This is a genomic window from Oryzobacter faecalis, from assembly GCF_046764005.1.
GTDB lineage: Bacteria > Actinomycetota > Actinomycetes > Actinomycetales > Dermatophilaceae > Oryzobacter > Oryzobacter faecalis.
In genome coordinates, this window is record NZ_JBKOFW010000003.1 from 404,186 (window position 1) to 417,265 (window position 13,080).

The 13,080-nt window shown below is 75.1% G+C and carries 11 protein-coding genes; 3 read left to right on the forward strand and 8 right to left on the reverse strand.

The annotated features are described in order from the left end of the window. Positions 1-2,559 carry an ABC transporter permease gene (locus ACK8HX_RS08620; RefSeq protein ID WP_411940272.1) on the forward strand — a complete coding sequence of 853 codons (2,559 nt, stop codon included), beginning with the start codon at positions 1-3 and terminating at the stop codon, positions 2,557-2,559. A 7-nt stretch (positions 2,560-2,566) separates the two neighbouring features. Here ACK8HX_RS08620 and ACK8HX_RS08625 read toward each other — a convergent pair whose 3' ends face one another. Together ACK8HX_RS08625 and ACK8HX_RS08630 are read right to left on the reverse strand one after the other, a co-directional pair. After that, positions 2,567-2,857 (reverse strand): WXG100 family type VII secretion target, encoded by a 291-nt coding sequence (locus ACK8HX_RS08625; RefSeq protein ID WP_411940273.1) that lies wholly within the window; start codon positions 2,855-2,857, stop codon positions 2,567-2,569. Between the two features lie 97 nt (positions 2,858-2,954). After that, positions 2,955-4,052 (reverse strand): DNA glycosylase AlkZ-like family protein, encoded by a 1,098-nt coding sequence (locus ACK8HX_RS08630; protein ID WP_411940274.1) that lies wholly within the window; start codon positions 4,050-4,052, stop codon positions 2,955-2,957. A 51-nt stretch (positions 4,053-4,103) separates the two neighbouring features. Between ACK8HX_RS08630 and ACK8HX_RS08635 the strand changes: the two genes are divergently transcribed. Next, positions 4,104-4,880, forward strand: coding sequence for a DUF4031 domain-containing protein (locus ACK8HX_RS08635; protein ID WP_411940275.1), 777 nt, complete (start codon positions 4,104-4,106; stop codon positions 4,878-4,880). Here the strand turns inward: ACK8HX_RS08635 and ACK8HX_RS08640 are convergent. The 6 genes from ACK8HX_RS08640 to ACK8HX_RS08665 all read right to left on the reverse strand — a co-directional run bounded on the left by ACK8HX_RS08640 (position 4,861) and on the right by ACK8HX_RS08665 (position 11,835). Continuing rightward, a complete protein-coding gene (locus ACK8HX_RS08640) occupies positions 4,861-5,475 on the reverse strand; it encodes an HD domain-containing protein (RefSeq protein WP_411940276.1) in 615 nt (204 codons plus the stop codon). The genes ACK8HX_RS08635 and ACK8HX_RS08640 overlap by 20 nt on opposite strands. A 73-nt stretch (positions 5,476-5,548) precedes the next feature. Beyond that, positions 5,549-7,390, reverse strand: coding sequence for a DUF2339 domain-containing protein (locus ACK8HX_RS08645; protein WP_411940277.1), 1,842 nt, complete (start codon positions 7,388-7,390; stop codon positions 5,549-5,551). 109 nt (positions 7,391-7,499) lie between these two features. Further along, positions 7,500-8,897 (reverse strand): S1C family serine protease, encoded by a 1,398-nt coding sequence (locus ACK8HX_RS08650; protein WP_411940278.1) that lies wholly within the window; start codon positions 8,895-8,897, stop codon positions 7,500-7,502. A 68-nt stretch (positions 8,898-8,965) separates the two neighbouring features. Continuing rightward, complete coding sequence (locus ACK8HX_RS08655; protein ID WP_411940279.1) at positions 8,966-10,468, reverse strand: sensor histidine kinase; 1,503 nt, start codon at positions 10,466-10,468, stop codon at positions 8,966-8,968. Beyond that, entirely contained in the window at positions 10,468-11,175 is a 708-nt protein-coding gene (locus ACK8HX_RS08660; protein ID WP_411940339.1) for a response regulator transcription factor, read from the reverse strand. The genes ACK8HX_RS08655 and ACK8HX_RS08660 overlap by 1 nt, the downstream gene beginning before the upstream one ends. 78 nt (positions 11,176-11,253) lie before the next feature. Continuing rightward, positions 11,254-11,835: a hypothetical protein gene (locus ACK8HX_RS08665; RefSeq protein ID WP_411940280.1), complete on the reverse strand. Its 582-nt coding sequence runs from the start codon at positions 11,833-11,835 to the stop codon at positions 11,254-11,256. A 127-nt stretch (positions 11,836-11,962) separates the two neighbouring features. On the opposite strand from ACK8HX_RS08665, the gene ACK8HX_RS08670 reads away from it, so the two are divergent. Continuing rightward, positions 11,963-12,901 (forward strand): hydroxymethylglutaryl-CoA lyase, encoded by a 939-nt coding sequence (locus ACK8HX_RS08670; protein ID WP_411940281.1) that lies wholly within the window; start codon positions 11,963-11,965, stop codon positions 12,899-12,901. Positions 12,902-13,080: the final 179 nt, after the last annotated feature.

The window sequence follows — 13,080 nt, forward strand, 5'->3', positions numbered from 1 at the left end:
GTGCTGCGCGCCACCTGGCGGAGCCTCCTCGCCCGCAAACTGCGCCTCTTCCTCAGCGCCTTCGCCGTCATCCTCGGCGTCGCCTTCGTCTCCGGCTCCTACGTCTTCACCGACACCCTCGACCGCGCCTTCACCGGGCTGACGAGCGGCGCGGTCGGCGACGTCATCGTGCGGCCGGGCACGTCCGGCGACAGCGGGGGCGGCTTCGGCCCGGGGGCGACGGGGGTCCGTACCGTCCCGGCCTCCCTCGTCGAGGACCTCGCCACCGTTCCGGGGGCGGCCCGCGCCGACGGGCGGATCACGAGCTTCGGCACCTTCGTCGTCGGCAAGGACGGCAAGCTCGTCGGCGGGTCCGGTCCGCCCGGCATCGCCGTGAACCAGTCGGAGGGCCCGGCCGCGAACGGCGTGCCGTCGGCGACCCTCGAACGGGGGCGCTGGCCCGCGGCGTCGGGCGAGATCGTCCTCGACGAGGCGACGGCCTCGAAGACCGGCTACCTCGTCGGCGACACCGTCCCCCTCGTCACCGCGACCGAGACCCCGCGCCTCGAGGCGCGGCTCGTCGGTACGGCGGCCTTCGGCGGCTCGACGCTCGTCGGCGCGAGCGTCGTCATGTTCACCACCGAGCAGGCGCAGGAGCTGTTCCTCCAGGGCGAGGACGCGTTCTCGCAGGTGTGGGTGACCGCGGCGCCGGGGACCTCCCAGGAGCAGCTGAGGACGGCGGTCGAGGCCGCCCTGCCCGAGGACACCCAGGCCGCGACCGGGGACGCGACGGCCGCACGGGCCGCGAGCCGGATCGACGAGGCGCTCTCCTTCGTCACGACCTTCCTCCTCGTCTTCGCCGGGATCGCCCTGACGGTGGGTGCCTTCCTCATCGTCAACACCTTCTCGATCCTCGTCGCCCAGCGCAGCCGCGAGCTGGCCCTGCTCCGCGCCATCGGGGCGAGCCGCCGGCAGGTCGCGCGCTCGGTGCTCCTCGAGGCCGGGGTCGTCGGGCTCGTCGGCTCGAGCGTCGGCATCGGCCTCGGCATCCTCCTCGCGCACGCGATCAAGGCGGTGTTCGGCCGGATCGGGCTCGACCTCAGCGAGAACCCGCTCGTCCTCGAGCCGCGCACCGTGGTCGTCAGCCTCGTCGTCGGCGTCCTGGTCACCGTGGCGGCCGCGTACCTGCCGGCTCGTCGCGCCGGCAGCGTTCCCCCCGTGGCCGCGATGCGGGACGACGTCGCCCTCGCCGAGAGCGGCCTGCGCTGGAGGCTCGCCGTCGGTGCCGTGCTCCTCCTCGCCGGGATCGCGGGGATGGCCGCCGGGCTGGCCGGGGTCGGCGAGGAGCCGACGTACGTCCTCGGCGCCGGCGCGTTCGGGGTGCTGGTGGGGACGGCAATGCTCAGCCCGGTGCTGGGTCGCCCGGTGCTCGCCGGGCTCGGCTGGGCCTACCGGCGCTCCTTCGGGGCCGTGGGCCTCATGGCCGAGCAGAACGCCCGTCGCAACCCACGCCGTACGGCCGCGACGGCGTCGGCGCTGATGATCGGCGTCTCGCTCGTCACGATGATGGCGGTCATCGGCGCCTCGGCGAAGGCGAGCCTGGACAAGTCCCTCGCCGAGGACATCATCGCCGACTACGTGCTCACCAACCCCGTGGGGCAGCCGTTCTCGGGCACCGTCGCGCGCGACGTCGAGCAGGTGCCGGGGGTCGCCGCGGTGGTCCGGGTGCGCGCCGCCCTCCTCCAGCTCGACGGTGAGCGCGACTTCGCCACGGGTGTCGACCCAGCCGCCGTCGTGACGGTCGTGCGGCCCGAGGTCGTCACCGGGTCCCTCGCCGACCTCGACGCCCGCTCCGTCGCACTGTCGACCGAGCTCGCCGCCGAGCGCGGCCTCGCGGTGGGCTCGACCGTGACGGTGGAGTACGCAGGGGAGGAGAACGAACGGACCGTCGTGGCGACCTACACCGAGGACACCGCCCTGTCCTCGGACGTCACGATGTCGCTCGACGGCTTCGACGCCCTCGGGGTACCCCCGACCGACCGCACGCTCTACGTCGTCGCGGCGCCGGACGCCGACCGCCCGGCCCTCAAGCGCGCCCTGACCGACACGGTCGAGGACCTGCCGACGGTGAGCGTCAGCGACCAGGCCGAGTTCGCCGCCTCCCAGCGCGAGCCCATCGACCAGCTGCTCTACATCGTCTACGCCCTGCTCGGCCTCGCCGTGGTCATCGCCATCCTCGGGATCGTCAACACCCTCGCCCTCTCCGTCATCGAGCGCGTGCGGGAGATCGGGCTGCTGCGCGCCGTCGGCCTCAGCCGTCGCCAGCTGAGGACGATGCTCCGCCTGGAGTCGGTGGCGATCGCCGTGCTCGGGGCGGTGCTCGGCATCGTCCTCGGCCTCGCCTTCGCCGTGGCGCTCCAGCGCTCGCTCGTGGACGACGGCATCGACGTCCTCGCGATCCCGGGCGGCCAGCTCGCCCTCTTCGTCGCGGCCGCGGCGCTCGTCGGCGTGCTCGCCGCCCTGTGGCCGGGGCGGCGCGCCGCCCGCCTCGACGTGCTGCGGGCGATCGCCACGGAGTGACCCGGCGTCAGGTGAACATCCGCACCGCCTGGGCCTCGGCCTCGGCGTACTGGACCCCGGCGACGCCGAGGACCTGACCGATGGCGTCGAGGGAGGTCCGCACCTGCTGCTGCGTGCCGCGCCACTGCCCGACGACCCCTTGGAACTGGGCCGACGCCGACCCCGTCCACGCGTCCTGGAGACCGGTGAGCCGCGCCATCATCACCGCCACCTGCCCCTCGATCTCGGCGGAGATGCGGGCGACGTCGCCCGCCGCCGCCGCGATGCGGTCGGTGTCGACCTGGAACTGAGCTGCCATCGAGGACCCCCTCGTCGTGGGGCACCGCGGTCGCGCGCCCCTCTCCCGTCGACCCTAGGCGCGTGGTCCGACGGGCCCGGCGAGTTGTCCACAGGCCTCAGCCGGAGCGGACCAGCCCGAGCGCGAGCCACCGGGCCAGCGACCGCAGCTCGCGCTCGACACCCTCGGCCGCGGCCGGCGTCTCGTGGTCCCAGTGCACGGCGTCGACGCGCAGCACCTCGCGCTCGCGGTCGGCCGTCGCGTCGACCTTGCCGACGAGCCGGTCGCCGTGGAGGACGGGCAGCGCCCAGTAGCCCCACCGGCGGGCGGCCCGTGGCTTGTACATCTCGAGCAGGTAGTCGAACTCGAAGACCTCCGCGACCCGCTTGCGGTCGGCCACGAGCCGGTCGAGCGGCGAGAGCAGGGCGGTGCGCCCGCGGAAGGGCTCGTCGAGCAGCTCGGGGTCGACGCGCCACCGCCCGCTCACCCCCTCGACGACCGCCTCCTCGCCCACCTCACCCACGTCGTTCGGCTCGAGGGGGTGCTGAGCCGCCCTGGCCCGGGCGATCCCGAGGGCGCGCAGCCGCCGACGCCGCCGTTCGGCGTCCGCCTCCTCGACGGGGACCGTGGCGGTCTCCGGGTGGACCCGCTCGGCGAGGTCCCACAGCCGGTCCTTGCCCTCCCGCGCCGCCACGGCCACCTCGCCCTTCGCCTCGAGCAGCCCCACGAGCATCCGGACGTTGCGGTCGTCGTTCCACCCGCTGGACCGCCACGGCACGACGCAGGTGTCCGGGAGGTCGCGGGTCGGCAGCGGCCCGTCGGAGCGCAGCAGGGCGATGACGTCGTCGCGGCACGCGCGGTTGGCGTCGAGCCAGTCGGCGACGTCCTCCATCCACTCCTTGAGCGGCGGCGGCCCGGGCCACGCGGCCCACGCGGCGCGGAACAGCGCGACGTCCTCACCCGGCCGGAACAGACCCTCGAGCTCGACGACCCGGCGCTCCTCGAAGAGCCGGTCGAGCTCGTCGGGGTCGTACGACGGCCCGATCCGGGACCAGAGGACGAGGTCGGCGCTCGGGGCCACGTGCGCGGTCATGTCGACCTGCACGACGGTGAGCCGCCGGACGACGTCGAGGACGTCGGTGGGGCGGGGCGCGGTGAGGAGCTGGGCACGGACCGCGAGGCGCCGGGCGTCCCGCCGAGAGAGCTGGAGGACCACGGCCCCGACGCTACGCGGGGCGCCGACGGACCGCCCGCCTACGATCGGGGCGTGGCCATCCTCATCGACCCGCCGCGCGCGGAGGCCCACGGCCGGCGGTGGTCGCACCTCGTCAGCGACTCCGACCTGGGCGAGCTGCACGCGTTCGCGCAGGCGCTCGGCATCCCGGCCCGGGGGTTCGAGGGTGACCACTACGACGTCCCCGAGGAGCGGTACGACGCGGTCGTCGCCGCGGGCGCCCGGCCCACCCCCGCGCGCGAGCTCGTCCGCGCGCTCCAGGCCAGCGGGCTGCGGATGCAGAAGCGGCGCGGCGACAAGGGGGTCGCCCGCGTGCTCGCGGTCGGCTTCCCCGACGGCACGAGCGCCGACGTCGACCTCATCCGCTCGTCCCGGGAGGCCGACCCGGCGCGGGTGTTCGCGGCGATGGCGTTCGTCCGCGACGCCGCCGGCGACTTCGCCGTCGTCCACTCGATCCGCCGCGACGAGTGGGGTGCCCCCGGCGGCTGGCGCGAGGGGGCGGAGTCGGTGCGCGAGAACGCCGCTCGCGAGGTGCGCGAGGAGACCGGGCTCGTGGTCGACCCCCACGCGCTCCTGCCCCTGGGCTACGAGCGGTTCCGGCGGCGGTCCTCCGGTGGGCTGTGGCGCGAGGGCTGCGACCTCCTCCAGGTCTTCACCGTCGACGTCCCGGGCCGCCGGCCCCCGCTCGCCGCCGAGCTGGGCGACACCTCGGACCGGCGGTGGGTCACCTGGGACGAGCTCGCCGTCCTCTGCGCGGACCAGTTCTGGTGGCCGCTCGCGGTCGCGACGCTCAGCCCGCGAGGCGGGTGAGCTCGCGGGCGAGGTTCTCCCGCGCCATCCCCTCCCAGGCCTCGCGGGCGTGCCGGGTGCGGTACACGTGGTCGCGCACGAGGAACGGCCGGAGGACCTCGCCTCGCCCCTTCGCGTAGGCGACGACCGGTACGTGTGCATACTCCTCGCGGACCTGGGCGCAGTACTCGTCGAACCGCGCCACCGGGGCGGCCAGGATCCACAGGTCGGCGTCGTGGAGGACGGTGCGTGCGGCGTCCCGGGCCTGCTCGTCGGAGAGGTCGTGCGCGACGGTGTCGAGGACGAGCTCGCCCACGCGAGAACGGATCTCGCCACGAACGTGGAGACGTGCCAGCTCGGCGTCGGCCAGCGCCGCCGACTCCGCCTCGTTCGTCTCGTGCTGCTCGGCCGAGTACACCGCGTCGTGGAACCAGGCCGCGAGGACCGCGACCGTGTGGTCGTCGCGGCCGACGTCCTCGGCGGTGCACAGCGTGTCGACGGCGGCGAGCACCTCCGCGAGGTGCGTGACGTCGTGGTAGTACCGGTGCGGTTCGCGCCAGCGGCGCAGCAGCCGGGCCCCCACCTCGTCGACCTGGTCCGACCCGACCCGTGACACCGGGGCACAGTCTGCCCGCCACCGCCCCCTCAGCGCGTCCATCCGGACACTGTGGCAGAGCGCGGCCCGCCCGTCACGCGGTGCGACGACGGTGTTCGTACGCGCGGGCGTAGCGCGTGCCGGTGGCGAGCAGGACGAGGCCCGTGGCGATGAAGGCCACCGAGCGGACGATGCCGCTCAGCGCCGCGAGGTCGTACACGAAGAGCTTGGCGATGCTGACCCCGGACAGGACGAGCCCGCTGCGCAGCACGAGGTCGGAGTCGACCGCCCGGTCGAGACCGCGCAGGAGGAGCCAGGCCGCCGCGAGCATCCACGTCACGGTCGCGACGGCGTGCCCGACGGTGAAGCCGAGGACCGGGCGCCCCGACTGCTCACCGACGAGCGTCGCCAGCGCGACGACGGCGGTGGCCGACGCGGCCAGCCCGGTCACCCAGGCGACGGCGGTCGTCAGCTGCCGCAGGCCGAGGCCGACGCCGCGCTGCGTCGAGACGGCCCAGACGCCCACCGCCACGAGTGCTCCCGCGAGGACGCTGTCGAGGAAAGCCGCGACGAGGTCGTGGTCGGTCGCGGTCCACGAGGACACGACGGCGAACGGGTGCTGGAGCCAGGCGAGGAGGGCGACCGTGGTGGCCCCCACCGCAAGCCAGAGGGTGGTGTGGGCCCGGGTGACGCCGGCGACGGCGAGGTGGCCGAGGGCGAGGGCGAGCAGGCCGGTCGTCACGAACCGCTCGGGCGCACCGGAGACGACCGCGAGCACCGCGGCCAGCGTCCCGGCGGCACCGCTCGTCGCGACGAGGTGGGCGGCGACCGGCCCGAGGGGTCGGCGCGAGAGCGCGGTGGCGGCGAGGAGGAGGACGGCGGCGGCACCGGCGAGGGTCAGGGTCCGGGTCGGCTCGGACATCGGGGCGGCCACCGCGAACAGGCCCGCACCCGTGAGGCCGAGCGCCGCCGATGACGTGGCGTCGGTGGCGTCGCGGCGCACCGAGACGGCCGAGGTGAGGAGGGTGCCCAGGAGGACGACGGCGCCGACGGCGAGGTGCCCCTGTGCGTCGGTGCTGTCGGGAGCCGCGAGGACGGCGCCGGCGAGCAGCGAGAGGGTCACCGGGAGCACCCGGACCAGGGTGAGGACGGGCCGGGTGGTGCTGCCCCCGGCCCACCAGGCGACGAGGCAGAGGACGGCGAGGAAGGCCGAGACCACCCAGGAGAAGTCCTGCGCGACGAAGGGGGCGAGGGCCGCGGCACCGGCCACGGTGAGGACGGCGAGCAGCTCGCTGTCCCAACGGCGGGCCAGGTGCAGGCCCCCGAGGGCGAGCACGCCGGCGAGGACCAGTCCGGGGCCGGGCGGCACCCAGCCGTAGCCGCTCGTCATCGCGACGACGTCGAGGTAGGCGGCGGCGACACCGGTCGCGACGAGCGCGACGGGGGCGCTGCCGACCCGGGCGCCCTCGCGCCCCTCGCGCAGGTCGGCCGCGCCGCTGCGGACGCCCAGCCCGACGAGGACCGCGGCGAGGACCGCTCCGGCCGCGACGCGCGCCTCGGGCCCGAACCAGCCCTGCTGGACGGCGAGGACGAGCAGCATGGCGACGCCGGCCATCGTGATGACGGCACCGGCGATCGCGAGGAAGGCCGTGACCCGGCCCTCGCGGCGGTACCAGGGCAGGGACGGTGCAACGGGTGCCATGGGGCGGGGAGTCACCGGCGTGGGAGGCGTGGCCACCGGGGGAGGGACCGGCGCCTGGGGGGCCGGCGCCCGGGGAGCGGGCGGCGCCGGGGGGGCGGCCGGTGCCGCGGGTCGGGCAGCCTCGGCGTCGAGCTCGACGCGCAGGCGCGCCAGGGCGTTGCCGACGGAGTAGAGGCGCTGCATCGCGTCGGCGAAGTCGGCCTCGAGCTGGTGGACGGTGGCGCGCTGGCTCATGCCGCCACGATGCGCGCGGACGCGGCGGAGGCGCCTGAGCACGCGCACTCATCGTGCGGGCCCGGGCGCCTCCGTCGTCCTGCCGCGGCGGTCGCGGCGGTCGCGGCGGTCAGCCGTTGCCGCCCTCGTCCCCGTTCCCGCCGCTGGTGGCCGCCGGCTTGGCGACGAGGGTCGCCGTGAGCTCGATGCTGCGGCCGTCGCGCAGGACGGTGAGGGTGACCGTCGACCCGGCGCTGCGCTCGCGGACGTGGCCGACGAGGGAGAGGGCCGACTCGACGCGCTCGCCGTCGACCTTCGTGATGACGTCACCGACCCGCAGCCCTGCCCGCGCCGCGGGGGTGCCGTCACCGATCGCGGTGACCTCGGCGCCGGCGACCGAGCCGGAGCCGTCGCTCGCCGAGCCGTCCTGCGGGGTGACGCCGAGATAGGCGTGCGTCGCGGTGCCGGACTCGATGAGCTGCTTCGCGATGGACGTCGCCTCGTTGACCGGGATGGCGAAGCCGATGCCGATGTTGCCGGACTGGCCCGACGACGAACCGAGCGAGGCGATCGAGCTGTTGATGCCGACCAGCTGGCCGCCGGCGTTGACGAGGGCGCCGCCGCTGTTGCCCGGGTTGATCGCCGCCGACGTCTGGATGGCGTTCGTGACGACCGGCTCGGCCTGGCCCTGCTGGAACGGGTTCTGCCCCTCGGACTCGCCCTGCGTCGTCACGGGCCGGTTGAGGGCGCTGACGATGCCCGTGGTCACCGTCCCCGAGAGCCCGAGCGGGTTGCCGACCGCCATGACGGGGTCGCCGACCTCGAGCTGGTCGGAGTCGCCGATGGCGACGGGCGTGAGATCGTCGGGCGCGCCGGTGATGGTGATGACGGCGAGGTCCGTCGAGGGGTCGGTGCCCTGCACGGTCGCCGCGAACGTCCGCCCGTCCGAGAGCGTCACCGTGAGCTGCTGCGCCCCGGACACGACGTGGTTGTTCGTGAGGACGTGGCCGCTGCGGTCGATGACGACGCCCGACCCCTCGCCTCCGCCGCCCCGGCCCGTCGCGGTGATGCTCACGACGCTCGGGGTCACGGCGGCCGCCGTGGCGGTCCAGTCGGGGGCCGAGGCGTCCGCCTGGGTGACGGGCGCGGCGTCCGCGCCGCGGCCCAGCTGCGTCCCGGACGTCGTGGAGGGGGTCGACGACGTCTCGGGGAGGAGCCGGGTCGCGGCCACGGTGCCGCCGGAGGCGAGGAGGGCGGCGAGCACCGCGACGGACGTGAGCTCGGCCGCGCGGCGCCGTCCGGGGTGCGGGGAGGGGTGGCCCTGCGCCCCGCCCGGTCCCGACGGGCCGAGCGGACCCTGTGGCGGGGTCGGCCCGTGGCCCGTCGGGGGCAAGGGGGTCGTCGTCGAGGACGGGTGGGTGGGGGTCGGCGCGGTCGGGGCCGCACCGGTCGCCGTGGCCGGTCCGGGGTCAGTGGCGGTCCCGCCGCGGGGGGAGAACCACTGCGGTGTGGGGGTCGAGTCGCTCATCGTGAGACTCCTTCGGTGGTGAATCTGGCTGAACGCCAGTCAAGTCCGCCGAAGTGGGCAGTCGCTGGTCAGCGGCTGGGAGAGGGCTGTGGAAGTCGGACGACGAAGGTCGCACCGCCTCCGGGGGTCCTCGCCACGCCGACCCGGCCGTGGTGCTGGGCGACGATGGCGGCGACGATCGCGAGGCCGAGCCCACTGCCTCCACCCTGGGTCCGGGCCCGGGAGGGGTCGGCGCGGTAGAAGCGCTCGAACACCTTCGTCGCGACGTCGTGTGGCACGCCGGGGCCGTGGTCGCGGACCTCGAGGGCGATCTCGCCGTGGTCGGTGCCGACGGCGACCTCCACGGGGGTGCCGTCCGGGGTGTGGCGCAGGGCGTTCGCGACGAGGTTCGTCACGACCTGCCGCAGCCGCGGCTCGACGCCACGCACCACGGTCGGGCCCACGGGCCCCTCGAGCCCGAGCAGCTGGATCCGCCGCTCCGGTGCGCGGACCCGGGCGTCGGCGACGGCGTCCGCGGCGAGGACGGTGATGTCGACGGGTCCGGAATCGACCTCGGGGGCGTCGTCGATGCGGGCGAGGGTCAGCAGGTCCTCGACGAGCCCGCTCATCCGGCCCGACTCGGCCTCGATCCGTTCCATCGCTCCTGCGACGGCCTCGGGTTCGCGCACGGCCCCCTGGCGGTAGAGCTCGGCGTACCCGCGGACCGTGGCGAGGGGGGTGCGCAGCTCGTGCGAGGCGTCGGCGACGAACTGCCGCATCCGCTCCTCGCTGGCCTCGCGGACCGCGAACGAGGACTCGACCCGCGCCAGCATGGTGTTGAGGCTGCGGGTGAGCGAGGCGACCTCGTCGTCGGCGTGCCGCTCGGGGACGCGCTGGGTGAGGTCGCCCCCGGCGATGGCGGCGGCGGTGTCCTCGATGCGGCTGAGCGGGCGGAACGCGCGCCGCACGGCGTAACGGGCGAGGACCACCGAGAGGAGGAGGACGCCGGTGCCGATGAGGGCAGCGAGGAGGAGGAGCCGGGTCACGGTGTGGGTGACGGTGTCGAGCGGGACCCCCACGGCGAAGGTGGCGTCCTGCCCGGCGACGCGGCCGGCGACGAAGCGCCAGCGCGTGCCGCCGCGCTCGGAGCGGACGGTGAACGGCTCCCCGGTGCGCACCCGCTCGTCGGTGGTCGACAGCTCGGGCAGGACGGGCTTCGACCTCGCGCCGGTCGGGGGTCGGTAGACGTCGAAGGCGGGGCTCTGCAGCACGAACGCGTAGCTCGACGGCAGCGAGGAGCCTCGGCCGCGCAGGTCGTCGAAGGCCTGGTCGGCGACGGGCTTGACGACCGAGGCCAGCTCGGCGTCGACGCGGTCCATGAGGTCGTTGCGGGTGAGCAGGGCCGTCGCGACGCTGGTGAGGAGGAGCGCCGCACCGACGAGGGTCGCGACGATGGCGACGAGCCGCCGTCGCAGCGGCACGGCCTCGAGGCGACGGACGACCCGGGCGAGCGGCACCCTCGGTGCGGAGCCGGCTCGGGGGGCGGCCTGCGTGGAGGGGGTCGACGGGGTCGTCGTGGGGGCCTCGGTCATCAGCCCTGCGGGGGGAGGCGAAGGACGTACCCGACCCCGCGCTTGGTGTGGATGAGCGCAGGCAGGCCCTCGGTGTCGATCTTGCGGCGCAGGTAGGAGATGTAGGACTCGACGATCCCGCTCTCGCCGCGGAAGTCGTAGTCCCACACGTGGTCGAGGATCTGCGCCTTGGAGAGCACGCGGTTGGGGTTGAGCATGAGGTAGCGGAGCAGCTTGAACTCCGTGGGGCTGGTCTCGATGACGCGGCCGGCCCGGCGGACCTCGTGCGAGTCCTCGTCGAGCTCGAGGTCCGCGAAGGTGAGGACCGGGCGGTCGTCGTCGGTCTCGCCGCGGGTGCGGCGGAGCACGGCGCGGATGCGCGCGACGACCTCCTCGAGGCTGAACGGCTTGGTGACGTAGTCGTCGCCGCCGACCGTGAGGCCCTTGATCTTGTCGTCGACGGAGTCGCGTGCGGTGACGAAGACGATGGGGAGCTGGCGGCCCTGCTCACGAAGGCGGCGGGTCACGGTGAAGCCGTCCATGTCGGGGAGCATGACGTCGAGGACGCAGAGGTCGGGCTGGTGGTCGCCGGCGACCTTGAGCGCCTCGGTGCCGTTGGCCGCCGTCGCGACGTCGAACCCGGCGTAGCGCAGCGATGTCGCGAGGAGCTCGCGGATGTTCGGCTCGTCCTCGACGACGAGCAGCTTCGCCTCGGGGGTCGTGGGGATGCTCACCCGTCCAGTGTCGGCGCCGTTCCTGTGAGTCCGCTGGACGTCGGCTGGGGACTGGGTGCCCGGCGTGGCGGGTCAGTACCCGTCGTAGCCCCCGGTCGCCGCCGACCCTGCCGCGACGACGAAGAACATGATGAAGCCGACGACGAGGACGACCGAGACGACGACCCCGATGCCGTACGCCCACCAGCCCATCCGCGTCATCCGCTGCGACTCGCTCGGGTCGGTCGACTGCTTGGTCAGTCCGATGATCCCGAAGATGAGGGCCGGGATGACGAGGAGGCCGCCGCAGAAGGCGACGGACACCGCCGAGATGATCGTCAGCGCCATCGCGCTGCCGTTCGAGGGGGGCGGTGCACCGTAGGGCGCCGACTGGGCGTAGACCGACTGGTCGGCGGTGTAGGCGGGCGGGGCGGTGTAGGCGGGCGGGGCGCCGTAGGCGGGCGGGGCGCCGTAGGCGGGCGGGGCGCCGTAGGCGGGCGCAGCTCCGTACGCGGGCGGGGCCGGGGGGACGGGTGGGGTCGAGCCGTAGGTGGGCGGGGCGCCGTAGGTGGGCGGCGGGGTGTCCGTCGGCGGGGTCCACGGCGGCGGCGTGGCCGAGGGCGGTGCCGTGGGGTCGTCGCGCTGCTCGTCGCGCGGGTCCTGCGTGTCGCTCATCCGGCGCTCGTCCTCCGTGGTGCTCCGTCCCCCGGCGGCTCCGGGTGGCCCGCCGCGACGAGGGTAGCCCCCGGGGCGCGGCCCCCGCTGGCGACCGGCCGATCCCGCCGCGTGTCAGGATCGGGGGGTGAGACTCCCGCTGCCGCAGGTCGAGCCCGACCCCACCCTCCCCTCGTCGGTGACGATCTACGAGGTGGGCCCGCGCGACGGCCTGCAGAACGAGTCGGCAGTCGTCCCGGCCGAGGTCAAGGCCGAGTTCGTCCGGCGCCTCGCGGCCGCGGGGCTGTCCACGGTGGAGACGACGTCCTTCGTCGACCCGCGGTGGGTGCCGCAGCTGGCCGACGCCGAGGAGCTGCTCGGTCTGCTCGGCGACGAGGGTCGGGGGCCGCGCCGACCCGTCCTCGTCCCCAACGAGCGCGGCCTCGACCGGGCGCTCGCGGCCGGGGTGGGGGCCGTCGCGATCTTCGGCAGCGCCACCGAGACCTTCGCCCGCAAGAACCTCAACCGGTCGGTCGAGGAGTCGGTGACGATGTTCCGCCCGGTCGTCGAGCGCTCGCGCGACGCCGGCCTGTGGGTGCGGGCCTACGTGTCGATGTGCTTCGGGGACCCGTGGGAGGGTCCGGTGCCGGTGGGGCAGGTGGTCGACGTCTGCCGGCGCCTCATGGACCTCGGCTGCGACCAGCTCTCCATCGGCGACACGATCGGTGTCGGGACAACGGGTCACGTCCACCGGCTCCTCGCTGCTCTCGACGCTGCGGGGATCGGCGTGGACCGGGTCGGAGTGCACTTCCACGACACGTACGGGCAGGCGCTGGCGAACACCGTCGCGGCGCTGCGTGACGGTGTCACCGTCGTCGACGCCTCGACCGGGGGCCTGGGCGGGTGTCCCTATGCGAAGAGCGCCACGGGCAACCTCGCCACGGAGGACCTCGTGTGGGCCCTCGACGGCGCCGGCGTCTCGACGGGGGTCGACCTCGACGCGCTCGTCGACACGAGCGCCTGGATGGCGGGCCACCTCGGCCGGCCGTCGCCCTCGCGGGTCGTGCGCGCCCTCACCGGCGGCTGAGAGGGCGACCGGCCGGCTCCGCTCGCCCGCGAACGTGGGTGAAGATCGTCGGCCCGGCGACGATCTTCACCCACGTCCGCGGGGAGGGACGGGGGAGGCGAGCGGGTCGGAGGTCCGAGGTGCCGAGAGCGCCGGACAGGGCCCCCCGCCCGGTTCCTGACCGCACGGTGTGAGTTCGG